At 52.8% G+C, this 19514-nt stretch carries 12 protein-coding genes, 1 other RNA gene and 1 pseudogene; 11 read left to right on the top strand and 3 right to left on the bottom strand.

The window, feature by feature from the left end; all coding sequences use genetic code 11:
* The first annotated feature begins 10 nt into the window (after positions 1 to 10).
* The 4 genes from ssrA to CQ009_RS07430 all read left to right on the top strand — a co-directional run bounded on the left by ssrA (position 11) and on the right by CQ009_RS07430 (position 3772).
* Positions 11 to 399: a transfer-messenger RNA gene (ssrA, locus tag CQ009_RS07445) on the top strand.
* Between the two features lie 183 nt (positions 400 to 582).
* Positions 583 to 1839 (top strand): integrase domain-containing protein, encoded by a 1257-nt coding sequence (locus CQ009_RS07440; RefSeq protein WP_105705380.1) that lies wholly within the window; start codon positions 583 to 585, stop codon positions 1837 to 1839.
* Between the two features lie 220 nt (positions 1840 to 2059).
* Positions 2060 to 3202, top strand: coding sequence for a hypothetical protein (locus CQ009_RS07435; RefSeq protein ID WP_218275792.1), 1143 nt, complete (start codon positions 2060 to 2062; stop codon positions 3200 to 3202).
* A gap of 324 nt (positions 3203 to 3526) precedes the next feature.
* Positions 3527 to 3772 carry a hypothetical protein gene (locus CQ009_RS07430; protein WP_105705376.1) on the top strand — a complete coding sequence of 82 codons (246 nt, stop codon included), beginning with the start codon at positions 3527 to 3529 and terminating at the stop codon, positions 3770 to 3772.
* A 477-nt stretch (positions 3773 to 4249) separates the two neighbouring features.
* Here the strand turns inward: CQ009_RS07430 and CQ009_RS07425 are convergent.
* A pseudogene (locus CQ009_RS07425) lies at positions 4250 to 4899 on the bottom strand (transposase); the annotation flags it as partial.
* A gap of 409 nt (positions 4900 to 5308) precedes the next feature.
* Between CQ009_RS07425 and CQ009_RS07420 the strand changes: the two are divergent.
* The 4 genes from CQ009_RS07420 to CQ009_RS07405 all read left to right on the top strand — a co-directional run bounded on the left by CQ009_RS07420 (position 5309) and on the right by CQ009_RS07405 (position 10081).
* Positions 5309 to 6211 (top strand): hypothetical protein, encoded by a 903-nt coding sequence (locus CQ009_RS07420; RefSeq protein ID WP_105705374.1) that lies wholly within the window; start codon positions 5309 to 5311, stop codon positions 6209 to 6211.
* 148 nt (positions 6212 to 6359) lie between these two features.
* The gene (locus CQ009_RS07415) at positions 6360 to 7550 is read left to right on the top strand and encodes a hypothetical protein (RefSeq protein ID WP_105705372.1); all 1191 of its coding nucleotides are present in this window, start codon (positions 6360 to 6362) and stop codon (positions 7548 to 7550) included.
* A 1002-nt stretch (positions 7551 to 8552) separates the two neighbouring features.
* Positions 8553 to 9416 carry an integrase domain-containing protein gene (locus CQ009_RS07410; protein ID WP_105705370.1) on the top strand — a complete coding sequence of 288 codons (864 nt, stop codon included), beginning with the start codon at positions 8553 to 8555 and terminating at the stop codon, positions 9414 to 9416.
* Between the two features lie 347 nt (positions 9417 to 9763).
* Positions 9764 to 10081, top strand: a complete 318-nt coding sequence (locus CQ009_RS07405; RefSeq protein ID WP_105705368.1) for a hypothetical protein — start codon at positions 9764 to 9766, stop codon at positions 10079 to 10081.
* A gap of 1758 nt (positions 10082 to 11839) precedes the next feature.
* Here the strand turns inward: CQ009_RS07405 and CQ009_RS07395 are convergent.
* Positions 11840 to 13687: a UvrD-helicase domain-containing protein gene (locus CQ009_RS07395; protein WP_105705364.1), complete on the bottom strand. Its 1848-nt coding sequence runs from the start codon at positions 13685 to 13687 to the stop codon at positions 11840 to 11842.
* Positions 13684 to 16038 carry an AAA family ATPase gene (locus CQ009_RS07390; RefSeq protein WP_105705362.1) on the bottom strand — a complete coding sequence of 785 codons (2355 nt, stop codon included), beginning with the start codon at positions 16036 to 16038 and terminating at the stop codon, positions 13684 to 13686. Before CQ009_RS07390 ends, CQ009_RS07395 begins: the two co-directional genes overlap by 4 nt.
* Before the next feature lie 342 nt (positions 16039 to 16380).
* Here CQ009_RS07390 and CQ009_RS07385 point away from each other — a divergent pair, with 342 nt between their 5' ends.
* The 3 genes from CQ009_RS07385 to CQ009_RS29780 all read left to right on the top strand — a co-directional run bounded on the left by CQ009_RS07385 (position 16381) and on the right by CQ009_RS29780 (position 19368).
* A complete protein-coding gene (locus CQ009_RS07385; RefSeq protein WP_105705360.1) occupies positions 16381 to 16599 on the top strand; it encodes a hypothetical protein in 219 nt (72 codons plus the stop codon).
* Positions 16600 to 17287: 688 nt separating this feature from the next.
* Positions 17288 to 18637 (top strand): AAA family ATPase, encoded by a 1350-nt coding sequence (locus tag CQ009_RS07380; protein ID WP_105705358.1) that lies wholly within the window; start codon positions 17288 to 17290, stop codon positions 18635 to 18637.
* Positions 18637 to 19368, top strand: a complete 732-nt coding sequence (locus CQ009_RS29780) for an HNH endonuclease (protein ID WP_146117529.1) — start codon at positions 18637 to 18639, stop codon at positions 19366 to 19368. Before CQ009_RS07380 ends, CQ009_RS29780 begins: the two co-directional genes overlap by 1 nt.
* The last annotated feature ends 146 nt before the right edge of the window (positions 19369 to 19514 follow it).

The raw sequence follows: 19514 nt of genomic DNA, 5'->3' as shown, positions 1-19514 counted from the left end.
CAATGAGTTCGGGGCCGTTTAGGATTCGACGCCGGTTGCGAAACTCTAGGTGCATGCCGACTTGGTAACAGAAGTCGTAAATCCACTGTTGCAACTACTTATAGTTGCCAATGACGACCAATACGGTGTTGCTCTCGCTGCTTAATTGCAGCTGACAATGCTCCTGGTACCTTCGGGTCCAGCAATCATCAGGGGATGTCTGTAAACCCAAAATGATTGTCATATAGAACAGAATCGCCGTGCAGTACGTTGTGGACGAAGCGGCTAAAACTTACACAACTCGCCCAAAGCACCCTGCCCTTCGGGTCGCTGAGGGTTAACTTAATAGAAACGGCTACGCATGTAGTACCGACAGCGGAGTACTGGCGGACGGGGGTTCAAATCCCCCCGGCTCCACCACTCCATCATCTAAAGACGTCCACGGACGTCTTTTTTTGTGCCTGAAATCCAGTAAATACGGGGGTTTCAGGGCTATTGAGCTCCACAGCGCTTCAGGCAGATCCATTTTGAAATGTATTCCAAGGCGTATTCCAAGCCCGTGACTGGTAAATTTTGGAATACACAAACAGCGTTGGAGTACCCATGGGAGCCCGAGCCACACGCCTTTCAGACCTAAAAATCAAAGCCGCCAAGCCCAAGGACAAAGACTACACATTGACCGACGGCGACGGCCTTCAGTTACGAGTCCGAACCAACGGTTCGAGGCTTTGGAATTTCAACTACATCCATCCCGTGACCAAGAAACGGATCAACATGGGACTGGGAACCTTCCCGGAACTCAGCCTGGCTCATGCGCGAAAACGTACGGTTGAAGCCAGGGAGCTGGTTGCCCAAGGACTGGACCCGAAAGAGCAACGCGATGAAGATCGCCAAGCGAAAAAAGCCGCGACAGAGCACACCTTTCAAAACGTCGCGACAGCCTGGTTTGAACTCAAGAAAGACTCCGTGACAACCGCCTACGCTGAAGACATCTGGCGCTCGCTCACGCTGCATATCTTTCCGGATCTACAAGCGACCCCGATTTCTGAAATCAGCGCGCCTCAGGTCATCAAGTTGCTTAGGCCACTTGAAACCAAAGGCAGCTTGGAAACGGTCAAGCGCCTGACCCAACGCCTCAACGAAATCATGACTTACGGCGTGAACTACGGACTCATTCATGCCAACCCCCTGAGCGGAATTCGATCGGTTTTCAAAAAACCAAAAAAGAAAAACATGGCGGCTTTGCCCCCCGATGAGCTCAATGAACTCATGGTGGCAATTGCCAACGCCAGCATCAAAAGAACCACCCGATGCCTCATTGAATGGCAGCTCCACACGATGACTCGGCCCGCAGAAGCTGCGACCACCCGATGGGCTGATATCGACTTCAGTAAGAAGATCTGGACGATCCCAGCGGAGCGCATGAAGAAACGCCGCTCCCACATCATTACGCTCACGGAGCACGCTTTGGCGCTTCTGGAAGCGATCAAGCCCTACAGCGGACACAGGGAGTACGTGTTTCCCGCCGACCGTAATCCCCGCACACATTGCAACAGCCAGACTGCCAACATGGCGCTGAAACGAATGGGGTTTGAGGGGCGACTCGTAAGCCACGGAATGCGCTCCATGGCGAGCACCATCTTAAATGAACACGGGTGGGATGCGGAGCTGATCGAGGTCGCGCTTGCGCATGTGGACAAAGACGAAGTCCGTAGCGCCTACAACCGGGCGGACTACATAGAGCGAAGACGCCCGATGATGGCTTGGTGGAGTGAACACATCCAGCAAGCGGCAACCGGGAGCTTGTCCGTTTCAGCCGTTCAGAGCGCCAGGGGCCTTAACGTAGTCTCGGTGAGATAGACGCAATAACGCTCGTCTCGTATTCACTACTGAGGCATTCGCCTGCCGAATTACCCGAGATCATTAACACAGCGCTCTAGATCACTCCCCAGATACCAATCATCACAAAGGCCAAACAATGTGTCCGTAGCAGAGATCGCATTGTTGGCTGACATACGGAACAGTCCTAGATGAGATGTCGAGTAACAGGCCAACGTGGCCCAGACCTCGGAGACACCTCATGACCAACCAACACTCCTCCCATACCTTGCAGGCTCAAGTCACTCCGCGCTCTGCGGTCCTATCGCTCATGGTAGATAACCGCCTGACACCTCTGGATCGCAATTGCTGGCACGTGATGCACTCGCTACGGTCGGCTGGAGGTCTGTATACCTTGGCAGGAATGGGTCAATTGCGCTCATATCTCGCGTGCGCCCCGCTAGCAAAACGAGCTTCTTACGAAACCGCCTCGCGGGCGCTAACAGTTCTGCGCCTAACTGGTTGGATAAGCTTGGTCGGCCAGAATAGCGACCTCATTACGGGCAACGTTCTGAACGAGCTATACCAGATCAACGAGAGTGCCTTGAGCTTTCACGAAGCCTGCGCTTTAGACACCACCCTGCCAGCGCTTCTCGAGAACTGCATCGGCCATAAGCACACCCATCTCGATTGCATCGCGAAGCACATCGAAGCTACGCGGGAGCAAACGTCCAAAGACAATCCCTCACACACGCCGGCACAACGTGACGAGGATGATGAGCCGCCACCCTCAGGAAAACGCCCGCTCTCCACCAGAAAACCTGTACCGAGTCATCCCGCAACAAGAACCTCCGTCACGCAGCAGACCGACCAGAAACACCTCAGCACCGGCGACAATACGTATAAAAAAAAATATAAAAAAATACGTACGTACCGCACACGCGCACGTGAGGAACGCCATTTGACACAAGGGCCAGTGACACTGCCGCGATGCCTGGCAAACGCCAAAGCGGATCAGCGACAAGACGTGCTGGCAGCCCTGACTCGACTGCCATCCCAACATCGCCAGCAAGTGCTGGACGAACTTCAGGCACGCAGTCAACGTGGGTCGGTGCGTAACGTCGTCGCCTATTTCTTCGGGTTGATAAATCGAGCACTAGCCGGCGAGTTTCGACCGTGGGCAGGCCGTAAAAAAGAGCAGAAAACTGTCGCCCCCATTACGCCCCCTGCAGTGGCCTCGGCTGCCGAGGAGGTCAAACAAAAGCCCGCCACAAGATCGAAGACAATTCAGCAGGGCCTGCCGCACTTTGCCGAGATGCGCAAGATAATGAAGGGGCCAAGGATTGCAGACGATCTGGCTGCACAGGTCATGAAAAGCTTGGCCTGCCAGCCGCTTCCTGCCTAAAGCATGCGTCAGTAATCCCTGCGCAACTGGTTATCAAACAGTCGGGGGAACATTAGGAAATCCCGAATAACCGTTTTCGGATTTACAGCGAACACCGCAGGGAGCAACTTCACATCTCGTCTCGCTGATGTGATCAGCACCCAAAAACCGCCAGGATCTGCAAGACGGCGCTGCGGTTTCCCGCAGGATCCTCCCGAATGACCGCATCGCTTCCGGCAGCGCGGACAGTCGACATCAATGTCGATGGAAGCATGTTACTCACCCACACCCACGACGGGCCTTTCCCGTCCGGGCAAGGCCTTTCTTGTTTATTCGGAGGCCTTAATGAACATTCGACTAGCACTGTATCAAGCACTGAAAGCGATCGACGTGCCTGAGCCAAAAATCAATGCTGTAATCCAAGCCATGGAGACTGCGTTGCAGTCACCTTCTACCGTTAAATCCGATCCGGACGTAGAACACTTTCGGACAGAGCTATCTCGCGTCGCATCTGATCTCACCCTCAACATTGGCACGATGATGTTCCCGGTGGTGGCTGCGGTCTTCGTTTTGATGGCGATGATTGATTAACGATCTACTTTTTCGGCAGTACCGAGAACCACCTACCCTATGGCAGGTGGTTTTTTCTTGTGAACCAGATAGCTAAGCGTGTAGTACTGCGCAAGCGAGCGACAGCACTCGCCTTTGCCTTTAACCAAAGGCAGAGGGACACCCGGTTAAAATCGGGTACATCTAAATAAGTCGTTCATGACATCTGCGCTTATTTGATGGGCTTGCTGACTGGTGGCCACGCGAAGGGATTGGGCTATGTCCATGAGAGGGACTTGCGCTGTCCCTTCTAATCGTAGTGTTCACAACACAGCTCACCATTATCAGCGTCCTATACCGATGCTGGGCATGGTGGTTTCTACGGGTTACGACGGGCAGAAATCGGCCAATAGCTACCCTTCACGAGAGGCTACTCTCGATTCTATGCAGACGGTCAGTACCTTCAAGACCGGCGAGAAGCGTTCAGTCAAATTCATGCGAGACGATCCATTTGAGGTCAACCAGCTCTGCGTCAGGTTTTCCCGACATTGCCCAACCTACGATCCCGCGCGCATAGAGACCCAATACAACAGCCAGGTACTGCCATTTTGTGATTTCCCGCACCAGGCTTGGTTGGGCTCCTGTACATCAAATTCTCTGCTCAAGATATTCGGGATATCAGACCGTTCAACTATCGCTTTTTTATAGGCATGTGAGCCCCGCTGTTTGCTGATCAGACCAAACTCTCGCATCAGTCCACGTATCTTGAACCAGCCAATTTGCTCACCGTCTTCTCACATCATCAACATGATGCTTCAGCTGTGCAAAGCAAATCTAGCGGCTCGCGAGCGCTCAAATGGTCGATCGGCGCATGCAATTGTGCTCTTCCGACATCAAGAGCGTGTCAGCTTTTTTAAAAATTGGATTTCTACCGTTTAAGGCGAGCGACCCGGGCTTCCAGCTTTTGGATTTTTGCTCTGGCGTCAGCGCTTTGCTTGCGGGGTGACCCCATCGCGCTCCATCCCCAACTGCTTCACCCTCCTGCGCAAGGCAGACTCGACCACTTCAAGAGAGCGGCTGGCCTCAATGTGGCTATAATCTTGGTCGAGCACAAGGGCTGCAGCTTCGCGCTTGAACTCGGTGGACAAGGAACGACGTGCTTTGGCTATCTGACACCTCGCTCTGGCGGATATTTTCGCCTCGAAATGGGTGTCCGGAATCATTAGACCACTGCACATCCCCAGCCTATGTGATTGAGAGAGCGGCTGTTTGGCTCGCTCCAATCCTAGTTGATGTGCGTCTCAGTCCGCGCTATGATCAATGTGCAGTGCCTCTGCGAGGTTCGCAAACGATCGATGCGACCGCAGGGACAGGAGGCTTTAGATTGCACTGGATGACCATTCGGCACCTTCTGCGGACATGGTAGCGCGGTATAGAGGTAGACGCCTATACTGGCACACAGTCTTCTTACAGGAATTATTGTAAAGATTTTACTACTAATTTAGTTTCTTAAAGATGGTAGTTATAGTAAATAAAGGCTCGCCACATAGGCGGGCCTTTCTATTTTAAGGACATTAAATGAACCAGACTGAAGTGGCTGCGGCTGTAAATCTGATCAAAGTTTCCTTGCATAGTCGCCCTGACAAAAATATTACCGGAGCTGTATTCGGTGAGCTTATCCGGAAGGTTACACCTGCGCTTGATATTCGCGAATTGTTTCCAACTGGCAAAAACGCTGTAACTCGATTTATTGATGAATATTTTGATGGCTTCCTTGTTCGAATTGGTAAGCAGGGTTCGGATAATCTTTACTCTATTGGGGAGCTTGGTCCTGATATCGAGACATTAATCAGCTATGATTACTGGCGCTCTTTTGTGCGACCTAACGCAAAATTGAGGGTTGTTTTATTTGGAGATCCTGTATCTTTCGCTCTTTCCTCTCATGGTGAGGTGTCTGGAGATAAACGAATAATAAGTAATATTACGCCGACTGAGCTTGATATTGTTCGTCGTCAGTTTGTGGAGAGTAAGTCTCAAGTTGCTGAAGAATCCTGCCTGCCTTCTATAGATATGCCATACCCCATTTGGTCGGAAACATTAAAATCCAGTAATTATCCGCTTTATAAAGCTTGGACCGCTTTTCGGATTCATGCACTTCTAGGCGTATTCGCGGATAGGTTGCGGCACGCAGGTGTTCCGGAAGACCGGCTGGAATTCCTGATGGATATCATGCGCCGTTCTCAGGCGAGCAGAAAGCCTAATACTCATACATTACCTAATACAGCAGGGTTGGCAAAGGTCGGGTTGCTTCCTCAAGCCTCACAGCTGACAGAGTCGGTGCAGACTGAGTCCAGCACTGATGAAGAATTTAGAAGTATTGTTCTCCAAGCTGTAAGCAATATGTCGATTGCCGACCTGCGCGAGCTAAAATTGCCCGCGGGTACATTGCTAGACGCATTTCTTGCTAAATTGAAAAAGTAATGGTGGGAATGTGTACGGACACCTACCAGCTATTTCCTCGCCAAAGCTTATTGTTGTAATTTACGAGCGTGACTCGGCTTTTTTTCTTGCGAAGCTTGCTGATCTCTGCTGTATGGGGTGGGAGAATTATGTAAGCGTACGAGTGCTGATGGCTCCCAGTGGCGACACTACAGAATACACTGAGGAGATTATTAACGAGTATTTTGATTCTTTATCGAATATGATTTTTTTTCAAAATGGGCTGCTTGATGAAGATGAGCTGAAGGCCGAGCACGTACGCTACAGGCGATGCAAGACTACTAGGACAATGATTCAGGCTATAACGCCTGAGCTAATGTCTCTAAATATTCATTGGAAATCATATGCAGAAAGTCAGTGGAGCAAGTCGACGCTCCGATCTGCTAAGCCTGAAGAGTGGGTGCAGCAGTTTGCGGAGCTTGGTCATCGTGACATTGGGCGGCATCTTCTCAAATCTCTGCGTATTATCACTGATGCAGAAATTAGCGAGGCGTTTAAGCCTGCTCCCTATGACGATATTGGGGTTCGGGTGGCGCACGCCTACATCTATGAGGAAGAGCCCGGAAGCAGTTCGATTGCAATAAGGAATATTCTTGAGCATATGCATCCGCAGGGTGTGCGCGCCATCGACCTGAAGAATCCCGAGACATTTGCGGGCATCGATGCAGATATCCTGTATATCTACGAGGACGGACTCTGGAGTGGCGTAGAAGTAGTAAGAAGATTGCAGATGCTTAGTCAAAGTGCAGCGCTGATGAGCTCAAATTTGCAGATTGTCTTCAAATATTGTGTTACCTGCGACGCCGGGCTCTCTGCTGCCAGGTTATTTTCTGTGCGGAATTCCGCCGGTAGATTCCAGTTTCCTTCGGCCAAGCCTGGTTACCACTTCGCTTTTCTTCAGCGAGGTGTGAACACTCGATTTCCAGACTTGGAGGATCGAAGTGACGAATCCATCCGGACGGCTATCGATAGCGTGATTGAGCCCTATGCTTTTGCGTCTAACACCATATGGGGAGCGGGCAAAGATGCCGGCGTTGGTGTATGCCGTGATATTGGGGCTCAGTTGGCACGTCGCTTTCTTGAAAGGAAAGCCCAGAACGACAATTTGGACGGTGAACCTACGGAGGTCGCCGCCGAAAAAGTTGATCGAATTCGATTGGGGGCTATGAGTTTCGCATCGACGATCGTTTTCGCATCCAGCATCCCGAAACCAGTACTGCCTGTGATGTGGCTAGATGGGGACGTTACACTCAACGCAAGAACTGTAAAATGGCGACCACTTTTTTGGGACGCTCGACGAACTGGAGCAGTACAAACCTGAGGGTTCCGCGGGCTTCGCTCAGTTTGTCTGAAGTTGCTAAAGATTACGAGGGTGGGTGGCGCTGACTACCGACTGACCGCTCTTGGCCGTTTTCTGCCCGTCGCGAAACGGTAGAAAAAGCCCCTAACTACCCCATTGTGACTGCTAGTTATCATACGCCCCAGACCTTCGGCAGAAAGCTCTCGGTCAACCTGTATATCAATGTTGTCGACTTGCACGCCCATGCGATTCACGGCGTCGATCGGGAAGGCAGCTCCGTGCTCCGCCTTTCCCACAGCTCCCTGCGCAGGCGTGGCTTGGGGACCATGCCGCCCCTGCGCAGGGAGCCGACAAGGCCGAAGGCCGCGTCAGCACCACAGGCAGTCGATGATATGCACTTATCACAGTGGCTGCCCCTGCCCAATGAAGCGCAACTCATGAAATGGGCCGTCACTGCAAACCGCAGTGACGGCCCCGCCGACGCCTCAACATCACGGGCAAATCCTGAATCCTAAAACGTGCGGCTTACATGATGATGCCCCCATACACTGGCCCAGCAAAAACCTAAGACGACAGGTTCGAGAGTCGTCATCCCAACAGCGCAAGACTCCTGCGAGCGCTGATCCAACAGGATGGAGTTAGCCAGGTATGCAAGGCTCCAGAAGCATACCGACCCATACCCATGGGGTGGAGCCGCCTTTTTCTGTAGAGCTATTCCCTAATATGCCGCTACTACGCTGCTCCAAATAGCGGACCTTTGTGCAATGCCGACTGCTTCTACTTAACAATCCCATCCATTTTCCTTGGAGTACTCATCAACATTAAAAACTAACTCATCCCGCTCCATCTCCGTCCGACCTTCCAGCAGGAAGGAAGACGGACGTCTCAGCCGAGACACCGGTGTTTCCTGAACACCGTGCCCCTGCCCTTCGGGGATCTCGCCTAGCGAGTTGGCACCAACACTTACCAATGATTTTTAGGACAGGACAACAGCACAAAACAAAGCCAGTGAGTGGATGGGATATGGACGATTTGACCTACACCCTGCGGCAACTTTGCCGGCGCAATCGCGATGGCAGTCACAACACTCAGGCCGACCGTATCCGTTCATTGGGGCTGATCGCTCGCCAACTGCGTGAGGTTGGCTTCCGTCAGATGAAAGCCCCGTCGCTCAAAGGCAAACATGTACTGGCACTGCTGGATCGCTGGCAAGGCGAAGGCCTATCACCTGGCACCATCAAAAATCGGCTTGCACACCTTCGATGGTGGGCTGAAAAAATCGGCAAGGCTGGCATTCTCCCCGCGGACAACACGCAACTGGGTGTGGCCGAACGGCGCTTCGTCACTAACGTCAGCAAAGCTCAGGAACTGGGAACAGACCTTGGCAAGATCACCGATCCCCATGTACGCATGAGTCTCCAGCTTCAGTCCGCTTTTGGACTACGCCGTGAGGAAGCGATCAAATTTCAGCCCAAGTATGCGGATCAAGGAGATCACATTCTCCTCAAGGGCTCATGGACGAAGGGCGGGCGTGATCGCTCTGTTCCGATCACTACTTCGCAACAGCGCGAGGTGCTGAACGCGGCACACCAGTTAGCGGGAGCCAGCTCATTAATCCCGGCTCACAAAACGTATATTCAGCAGAGAAACACCTACGATGGTCAGTGCAAGGCAGCAGGCCTGAGCCACATGCATGGGCTACGTCATCGTTATGCACAAAGCCGTTACGTAGCGTTGACAGGATGGAAGGCACCGGCGGCTGGGGGGATCACGTCCAAGGAATTGACCCCAATGCAGCGTTCTCAAGACCGTACCGCTCGACAAATTATCAGCCGTGAACTCGGGCATGAGAGAACACAAATTACCGCTACGTACCTCGGCCGATAATTCGGGACGTTCGACGTCGATCCTCAACAACCCGAGTCTGAAGGTGGTGGTGAGCGCAGGCAGGAGGGAGCCTCATACAACATTAGGAAACAGTCGAAAACCGATTACCGGATTGACAGCCGAAGTCCTCAGGGGCACTTTTGCTATGCATCTAGCTGATTAGTTCAGCACCCAAGCCGCCAGGATCTTCAAGACGGCGCTGCGGTTCTCCGCAGGATCCACCAAATGACCGCATAGCTTCCGGCAGCGCGGACAGTCGACTTGAATGTCGATGGAAGCATGACTTCCCACCCACGACGGGCCTTTCCCGTCGTGGGGAAGGCCTTTTTTTGTTTTAGGAGGCCTTAATGAAAATGGAACTGGCGATGTATCAGGCATTGCGCGCAATCGACGTACCTGAGCTCAAAGCCGAAGCTGTTATCCAAGCATTGGAATCTGACATGCTCACACTACTCGCTACGAAAAGTGATCTCACCAATCTAGAGCAGCGACTGACTGCTGAGCTGGTTAAAGCTGATCATCGGCTGACTTCCGAGATATCTAAAATTGATCATCGGTTGACTGCTGAGATCGCTAAATCTGATCTTAAGTTGTCCATTCGTATGGCTTCCATGCTCGCGGTGACGATCGGCATCTTGATCGGAGCGATGAAAGTTTTCGTATAGTTCTCTTAACGATTACTGAAACCAAGAAATCACCTGTCCTTCGATAGGTGATTTTTTTGCGACTCTTGGCGACGGGCAAGACAGTGCGTTCGATCAATCACTACTTCGATTGGTTACTAGAAACGCTTAAGCAACTCGCCGGCAACAGAGAGTTTGTTTTCCCTCAGATAGAAATCTCTGCACCGACGCCAATCACCTGGGAATGCGCTCAACCGCAGGCGCAAGAATCCCACCCAGTGCCTGCACCGGATAAGGCTAGAGCACGGGATTCGACTCAATCAGCGGTCGAGGCGGTCGCGGTAGTTCAAGCTTCGGATCTAACTGCTGCATGGGCCCTCTCCTCGTACATTGCTGGTTGTCCTCACCTAGCCCCGCCACGGCTGTTGAGTGTTATCAGGGATCAAGGCCCCTGCGGCCTGTGAGGTGTTCACTGACGCGGAACGAACGGCTCCTTACGACCGGGAGCAAGGGCATAAACCCATGAATCTGGCCTCCTTAGCGCATCCGAAGATGCGGGCCGGTGGAGGCTGTGCCGGCTGACGAGTTCGGCGCCTGGAGATCATGGGTGGGAGAAGGCAAAGATCTAGACACCTGGGCCATGCCTGACTGTCAGTAAGGCGCAGCCTTTCCATTGGCTGCGGCACCGGTGCCTGTGTCGTTGCGGATGGCGACAAATCGGATTTGTCAGGCCGATTGTCACGGGGAGAGTTGCGGCAATGCCTTGTACGACGTGGCTTGCAGCAGCGGTACGAGCGCCCGTCTCTTTCCAAGAGAAAGAGACGGGCGCAGTCTGGCGCAGCGAAGTGCGTCGAGAGGTGAGGTTGCTGCAACGCAGCGAGGTAGGTCCATCGTCTGCCGCAATGGACAGATAAGTCGAGTAGGCATCCACCACTCTTGGGGAGTGACCGTGCGAGCCGCCGGACGCTAATCGCACTTCGGGAGAACCACCAACAAGTGGCGTAGCCTTAAAGGTTCTGGCTACCTGGGCTGGTGCTGTCAACGACAGCGATCCGTGCGCCAATTTTTATACCCACTCGAAAAGGCGGTCAAGCGTCACGGCCAAAGCGCTCAGAAAGTGGCGACTGTCGCCACTTTTGTCGCCACACTCCAGGCCCTGTTCTGCATGGGTTGTCGCCGCTGTCGCCGCTGTCGCCGCTGTCGCCACTCCTCCATCCATGGCCCCACGAAAAGATCCGCTCTGACACTGGAACGGCACTGCGCTCGGTATAGATCGAGGGCACGACGGCGTGATGCTAATTAGAATTGAAATAGGATGGTGGAACGAGGTGGCTTCGATAAAGAGCGAGTGAACCCTCCGATCGGCGCGATCAAAGATCGCTGGATCGGAGGGTTTGGCGGAAAAAGCAAATCTCAAACGTCAAATACAACCTAAAGCATCAAGACTGGTTGATTGGGAGGTGGCGGCTTCACGCCGCAAGATCAGCGCCTGTTGCAAGCGCGAGAAAACCGGCCTCGACGCTTCCTGAGAATCACCTGGGCGATGACGCTTTCGGCTCTGCGCCAGCGCCCACCATAGCGGTAGTGATGAACCGTAAAGCCAAGTCTCCACACAACGAACGCCGCCCTCAATCATCGGGCCGAATTCATTGCCCCATGGAGTTCGGATACCGGGACAACCTTCAGCGGACGGGACTGAGCAGTACTCACCGATCTGTTGATAAACGCGTGGAGCAGGGATACCGGGCATATATCGAAACGTCAGACCCCAGACGCCAAGACGCGCCGTTAGCGACAAAGTTATAGCACCTCGATCTCCTCTTCACGCAGCCATCCTGCCTTGATGACGCTTTGGCGCGCTGCTTCAGGATTCTGGGTATAGAAAACAACTGCCAGGCTTTCCTGTGCACGACTGCAAGTCACGTAGAGCAAGCGACGCGTGCGGGTCAGTGCGTTGTCGGCCCCCTCGGCTTCTTTTTGGAGGTCAGCAGAGGAAGGTAGCTTGACCCCAAGTGCCTTCTCGTAACTCCACAAGAACCCGGCTGCTTCCTCATCGTCGATGATGACCATCACCCGAGGGAACTCCAGCCCTTTCACCCCCTGGTGGGTACCATAAGGTGAGAGCTCGCTACAGTATTTGGCATACGCGTTGAGCTGGGAAAAGGGGCTGCCGATTAGGAGCCGGTAGGCATGGACTTCCAGCACTTCCCGGTCACCACTCTCGGGGAAGTCTGCAGTGGTCGCACCCATCTCGAATGCGGCCTGAAGCCTTTCAGGTACGACCAACAACTGCGTGCGCAGCAACACGCCAACCACGTCCTGAATTAAAGGATCATTATCGACAAAGAGCGCTAACAAATCCTGAGTGCCGGCGCGGGCTTGGTCTATTGTCGTGATCTGGTCTGGCGCTGTGGCTAGGCGCTCCTGGGACAGAAGAGGCGAGCGCAGTCTCACAACTTCCATCAGTTGGAATGAGTCGATCTGAGCCGCTTGGATGATTGGAATGACCCCATCCAGGAACACTCTGAGCGCGGAAAGCGTGCCATCAAGCAAGCCGGTTCTGAGATGTTCAACCTGGTACAGCGGCACGAACATGTCATCGAACCCCATTCGTCGGCTCGCCATCTTGTGTTCAAGAATCAGCGTCTTTCGGCCATCCACCCCTGTCTTCCAAGCGGGGTCGTGAGTGAGATCGGCCATGCAGTTGGCAATCTGATTCTCTACCTCGAATGTCGAGGCGGGCTGGCTTCGAACGCAGTACATTCGAACGGTACCCGCCGGCGCATCATCCAGCGGCTTTTGCTGGTGCTTGTCGACCTGCGCTCGGATCGCATTGATGAGCTCGACAACCCGTACCGGGCAACGCCTATTGTAAATCTTTTCGGGCTTCGCCCAGTCGGGTGGAACGGCTGAGTCGAGGTGCTGCTTGCCATGACCGTAGATGCTTTGCATGGTGTCACCCAGCAGGCCTAGGCAGAAGCGATCAGAGGCTTGAGCCTGCACTACCAAAAACGCATCCATAAGTGCGGCCATGGTGTCCTGGCTCTCGTCGATCAGCAGCACCGGATGTTTATCCACCAAGACATCAAGCAGTGGTCGTTGTTGGATGAAGGCTGCCGCCAGTCCTATCACGTCGGAATGATTCAACGCGTGGTGGCCACGGTTTTCGCCCGTAGGGCTGTAGGTAAAGTCAATTACGTGCTCGACGTTATCGAGCCGCTTGATCTTGCGATCCCTCTCTGCCTTGTTAGCCCTAGAGGTTTTGTTGTCCCCCTTAGCCTTTGACAGTTTCCTCTCGAGCTCATCGATGTCTTTGGCCAATTTCACGCGCAACCAAGCGCGAATGTCATCGTTGAAACCCTTGATCATCTCCCAGGCAAAGGAGTGGATGGTTGAAACCCAAACCAATGGGTCATGCTCCAATCGACGCATGACTTCTTCAGCCGCAGCGTTGGTGTAGGTGATGATCGCAATTTGTCGCCCCTCAACCGTCAGTTGCTCATGCGCCCTGCGTTTAAACCCTCGTACTGCCTCAACGAGGGAATAGGTTTTCCCCGAACCGGCGCCGGCGTACAAGAAAAAGCTCCTGGGGTTATCCAGGTCGAGGCATTGCTGGATAACCTCATCGGCATCTGGCAAGGCCGTCATACCTGAACCTCCGCGGAGTTGGTTGTTACAAGCACTAGCTCTGACTGCTTCTTGCGAAGCTTTGACTCAAGCCAAACCAGACCTTCCCGGATGTACTCAGGCACCGTCAGATCCGGAAAGCCCGGATCACCCAGCACCTGCAGAGCAAATTCAGCCTTATTGCCGTCTCTCAACGCTTCAAACAAATCGTCAGCGAGATCTTCCGGGGTCTTGGACGCCTGAAGTGCCTTGGCAAAGCGCCCCACCAAGCCGCGGCCGGAGCGCTCTGCGAAGTGAGCGGCATTGCTAAGCACCAGGCTGTCTTCAAACGTGTTGGCCAGCACTTCCACTGGGCCAGTATTTGACCCCGGGAGCTGTACAAGGATCGGAGTCTGGTAGGCCACTCGGATTGCAAAGAGCTCATCGAGCTCTTGCCATTTAGCCTCATCAGCCAGCTCCAGCAGGCTGTCTACTTTGACTGACTCATCTTTCATCCTGAGCCAGTGCTTTAACGTAGGGTTATTGGTCGATAGGTCGGCACCTCGACGGACTGGCATTGCGGCTTTGTTCTTGCCTGCATCCAAATCGGTGATAACCAGCGTAACGATGCCGAGAGCATCAACCAGTGGCCTCAGTCGATGGGCATGGCTTCCCCCGATATCAAGGGTCGTGATGTAGCACTGGTCGAGGAACTTGAATTGCGTGCGCAGGAAGTGCGGCAACAGCATCCGCTCGGCAGCCCCTTCAACTAGAATCACCGCATCGGCAAAGAAAAGGTCTGCATGCTGCGCCCTCAGATAACGGGTGACGAACTCCCTCGTATAGGAACCTTCACCGAAGACATTTGAAAGGTTAGACACGGTGGACACGGGCACTTGCACACTGTCCATACCCGCTGGCAGGCGTCGGAAGTAACGAAGGTTCTCGTACTCGACCTCGTGAGTGACGTGACTAGAATGCGTGCTCACGAGCAACTGCGTTTTGAGGTTAGGGTGACGCTTAATCAGCTCATCTTCGCAGAGCACTTCATACGCATGCCGAACGAAGACTTGCTGCACCTGGACGTGAAGGTGAGCCTCCGGCTCCTCGATCAATACCAAGTGGATGGGTTCTAACCCGACAGTGGTCTGCTCATCGGGGTTTCGGTGTTTCTTGAGCCAGTCATCGCGAAAGCTCATTAGACGGAAGATCATCCAGATCAGGTTTTGGTAACCCAGGCCGTTTGAGGTTTCCGGAAGCCGCAAGACTGATGCCCCTGGTGCTGTGTTTTTTGAGTCGACCTCGAACAACACCGCGGCTTCATGATTGAGCCCATCCGTAGCGGCGAGTTTGGCCTGAAGCGTGATGGTAGGGTCACTGCGGCCCGGATACCCGAGTGTTTGCACTTGCAGGAGCGCCGGGCCGAAGCTGGTGCTGAGGCGAGAGTTGAAGGCCGATTGGGCGACCTCGATTGCACGCAGCGCTTCCAGGTCAGACACTTCGGGTGTGTCCCCTGGATCAAGATGCTTGTGATAGTAAGTGCGAAGCTGTTCCGAAAGTTTTTTACCCCCATTTGACTGAGAGTCGGTCTGACCATCATCGCCATGGTCGCCAAACCCCCGCTGGGCGTTAATTTCATGGATTTTGATCAGTCCCTCAAGAGGATTTTTTTCGAGTGGTGACGCTGTTGGCGAAAGCCTCTGGGGCGCCGCTCTGCGCATCATCCTGGGAGGGGTGTGAAGCTTTCCAGGATCCAGCCGGTAAGAGCGCAACTTGAACATTTTGCCGAGCCGGCGGTTCAGGTAGTCAGTCAGGTTCTGAGGCCAAAGGCTCAAGCTGCCTTGGGTTTGCATCTGCACAGGAGTATCTGTGCCTGAGGTTGTCTCCCCACCTTGAGGGCGCCCGATCATTTCGGGGTTCGCCGCCAAGACAGCCTCGAGAGTTCCGACCCGATCGCGCTGCTTTCGGTAATCGGTGAATAGTTCGGCCATGTCATCGGGCTCCAACCGGAACCGCATTCCAACGAGACCACCGCTCCATTCGAAGTTAGGGATCAGGTCGCGGATGTAGTGAAATTCGCCGGGCTCAGCTGAGATCCAGATGTCGAGATGGGGGAGCCAGTCGTCCCAGTCATTGGCTATCGGAAGGTCTTCGGCGCCGTTTGCTGCTTCCCAAGCACGGCCGATCTCATCAATACGGTCGAAATGGCAGAGGGTCAGATCTTGCAGCCTGATTCCAGACGCTTTACCGCTCAAAAATTTGCGCAGTGCAAGCATTGCGGAGGACTTTCCACTGTTATTCGCGCCCACCAAAAGAGTTGTTTTCTCGGAAAGATCTATCCGTACCGAATGGAGCTTACGGAAATTGGCAATTTCCAGATGCTTGATCTGCATGCGTCGTCCTTGAGCCTAGGGTAGTGTCACAATGCTAGTGAATGTAGCGTGAAAGAAACGAATGGCAAACCGTCCGACGCCCGTAGTCCGGTGGACAACGTGATCATCAGCTGAAATGGACATGCGTCTCGAGTCCATTGAAGAGAGGTTGAAAGGATGTCTCTGCATCTTAGCGAGAAGGACATGCGCAACCACATAGTCCGGTGTCTTCGACAGGGGCCTCACCTAAGCCCATGGCAGCGGCTAGAAGGAGTCGCTCAGGCGCATCGGTAGCGTCATCAAAGCACTGTGTAATGAAGACTCATACCCACTAACACGATGATCACAATTCAAGGAGGCACCATGGTTGTATGTGAAGGGCAGCTCGATGGGGAATTTAAGGGCTTTGAGGATCAGGACACCATCTTCCATTTTTATGGCGGACAGAAGTGGCGCCAGGCGACGTACTACTATTACTACCACTACGCCTACATGCCCAGAGCAAAAGTGGTAAGGGAGGGTGGCAAGCTCATGCTCCATGTCAACGGTCTGAACGTGAGTGTCGAGGTGGTTCAAGCTTGACCTTAACTGTACCGCAGATAGCTCCCCGAGCAGCGTGGGTCGGTGCACCTGCCTTTATTTTGACTTCGAGAGACTCACACCCATACGATAGCTCGATACCCTTTTTGGCGGCCTCCAGCAACTCCTCGATGTTGTGGAGTGACCATTGGTTAGAAGTCGAACGGCAGCCCTTCACATCATTCACGACGAACCCTACCGCGCAGGGTGTGGCCGGATATTCGAGCCACACCACCGGGTTATCCTCTTCATCCGGGGCGCAAGTGGCCCTGAAGCGATACAAGCGGCCCTTCGTGGTAGGCCGCTATCGGCCCAGGCTGTGTGAAAACGTTTTAGAACAGGTTTTACGGTCAAAACCAGAACGAAAATCGCGTTCCTACGCAAATTTCAGGTCTGCTGATTAACCAAGCACTGGAAGATTTTACGTAGCAACGCAGACTTGAAAATGGTGCCTGCGTTTTTACACAGCCTGGGCCAAAAGCGGTCGCTCGACAGGCATCACTCACGAGCATTAAGCTCGACCTCATTAGGGTGATGCCGCTAGTGAATACATGGAGTGCGATTTTCGCTCCGATTCAGACCGACGAACCTGCTCGAAAACGTTTTCGCACAGCCTTGGCCAACAGTAGCCATTCGATGCGTCTACGAAAGTAGGTAAGATTCATAGGTACTATTTTGGAAACAGTCATCAATGTATATCACTGAAATTGAAATCACTGACCTCCGAAGCTTCAAAGGTACCCAAAGCGTGTCTTTGGCCCACACAGATGGCGGCTACGCTGGATGGACTGTTTTTGTAGGTAGAAACGGGGCAGGCAAAAGCACTCTTCTTAAGTCGATCGCTCTTACTGTGATCGGCCCATTGGCGTCTAGGTCTCTAGCAGGAACTTTCACGGGATGGGTCCGCACAGGTGAAAAGGTAGGTACCGTGGCCGTTCGGTTAGAAGGCGACAAGAGGGATAGCTTTCAACCTAGTGGTAGAACCACAAAAGAACCATTTTGGGTCGGCCTTCAATGGACTTCAGCTATCCACGGGACATGGTCCAGTCAATCAAGTGACTTTCTCGACCGTTGGATGAGTAAAGAGCCCAAAGGACGTCAGAAGATTCCCGATAGAGGTCCCTGGGCAGATAGCCCAAGTGGATGGTTCATCGCGGGGTATGGTCCTTATCGCCACCTTGGTCCTCCACCTGCAGAAGTAATCAAGCTAAGTGGCGACCCTGTTCTTGCTCGGCTTGTGAATCTTTTCAATGAAACTGCAACGCTTTCAGATGCCATAGATTGGCTGAAGCAACTTCATCACCGTAGCTTGGAAAAAAGACCTGGTGCCGAAGTTCTAAAATCTACAGTTCTTGATATCTTAGGTGAGGGGTTGCTTCCTGACGGAAGCGTCATTAAAAAAGTTAACTCTGATGGATTGTGGATCCAGCGTGACGGCGTTGAACTTCCACTCGAGGAGGTCAGTGATGGATATAGGACCGTAGCTGCTTTAGTTGTCGACATATTGAGGCGGCTACACGAAGCTTATGGAACACTAGAAATATCGAAAGATGATTCAGGGAAGTCTATCTGCAATCTTCCCGGGGTTGTTATCATCGACGAAGTAGATGCCCACTTACATGTGGTATGGCAGCAGCAAATAGGATTCTGGCTAACAAAAACCTTTCCAGCAATACAGTTTTTAGTTACCACGCACAGTCCTTTCATCTGTCAAGCGGCAAGTGCTAACGGAATTATACGTCTTCCGGCGCCTGGTGACTCGAGAAAAATTGAACATATAAGTGAAGTTACTTGGAGCGCGGTCGTGAATGGTGGAGCCGACGACGCTGTAATGACGGATTTATTTGGTTTAGAGCATGCTCACTCCGAGCGCGCAGAGGAACTGCGTCAGGAAATTGCAGCACTGGAGGCTAAAGTCATACGAAATATGGCTAGTGAAGCAGAGATAACAAGATATGAAGTGCTTAAGGACTGCCTTGGAAACGACATGAGCACTCTAGCGGACCGAAAATTACGAGCTATTTTAGGGGCCAATGGTTAATGCGTCGTCTGATCAGACCGACTCTCACGACAAAAACTGTCAAGGCCCTAGGTAGGGTAACCAACCGAGTGGTGGCAGCTCAGAATCCTAAAGATCAAGCTGAGAAAAGTTGGGATAATAAACCTAAAGTAGCGTTCTCAGAAGTACGGATGGAGCTTGAAAACATGGCTTCTGGACGAAGCCGGTGCATGTACTGCGAGGATAGTTTCGGAACTGATATAGATCATTTTTGGCCTAAGGCAGATTATCCTGAACGGGCTTTCCTTTGGGAAAATTACCTTTTAGCTTGCAGTTACTGCAACAGTAATTTGAAGCGAAAGTTATTTCCTGTTGATGCAGCCGGCTCTCCACTGTTGATTAATCCTACAGAAGATGATCCCGAGCTTTATCTTCGCTTATTGCCAAGTACAGGTGAGTATATTTCTCTCGGAGCGAAGGGGGATGAGTCAATAAAGGTGTTTGGCCTAAATGACACTGCATCCGCTAGGAATTTGCCAGATGGTAGAAAGCACGCACTGATCTGTCTACTGGCACTCCTGAAAGATTACGATCGAGTGTTTGCAATCGATGCTGATAAGGCTGAAGAGATTCGATTGGCAGCTAAAGGATTTCCGTTTAGCGCAGTGCTAAGTTGGCTAGTTACAACCGCCAAACTTCCCGTCGGATCAGTAATTTTGGGAGCAGATGTAGTAAGCCTTATTCAGACTCATCAGGTTGAAGGGTGGCTGTAGCTTTAGATCACCCGTAATCGACTTATGCATAATCTGTCTTTGACGACTCATTAGAAAGCTTAGTGGTGCGACGCACGGCCATTTCCGATTACTCGCCCGCGCGCCTCGCTGCGGCTCCAGATCTATACCCTGAACGTGTGTGTGTG

It is taken from the genome of Pseudomonas sp. MYb2, from assembly GCF_002979955.1.
GTDB lineage: Bacteria > Pseudomonadota > Gammaproteobacteria > Pseudomonadales > Pseudomonadaceae > Aquipseudomonas.
This window is presented reverse-complemented; position numbering and strand designations above follow the sequence as displayed.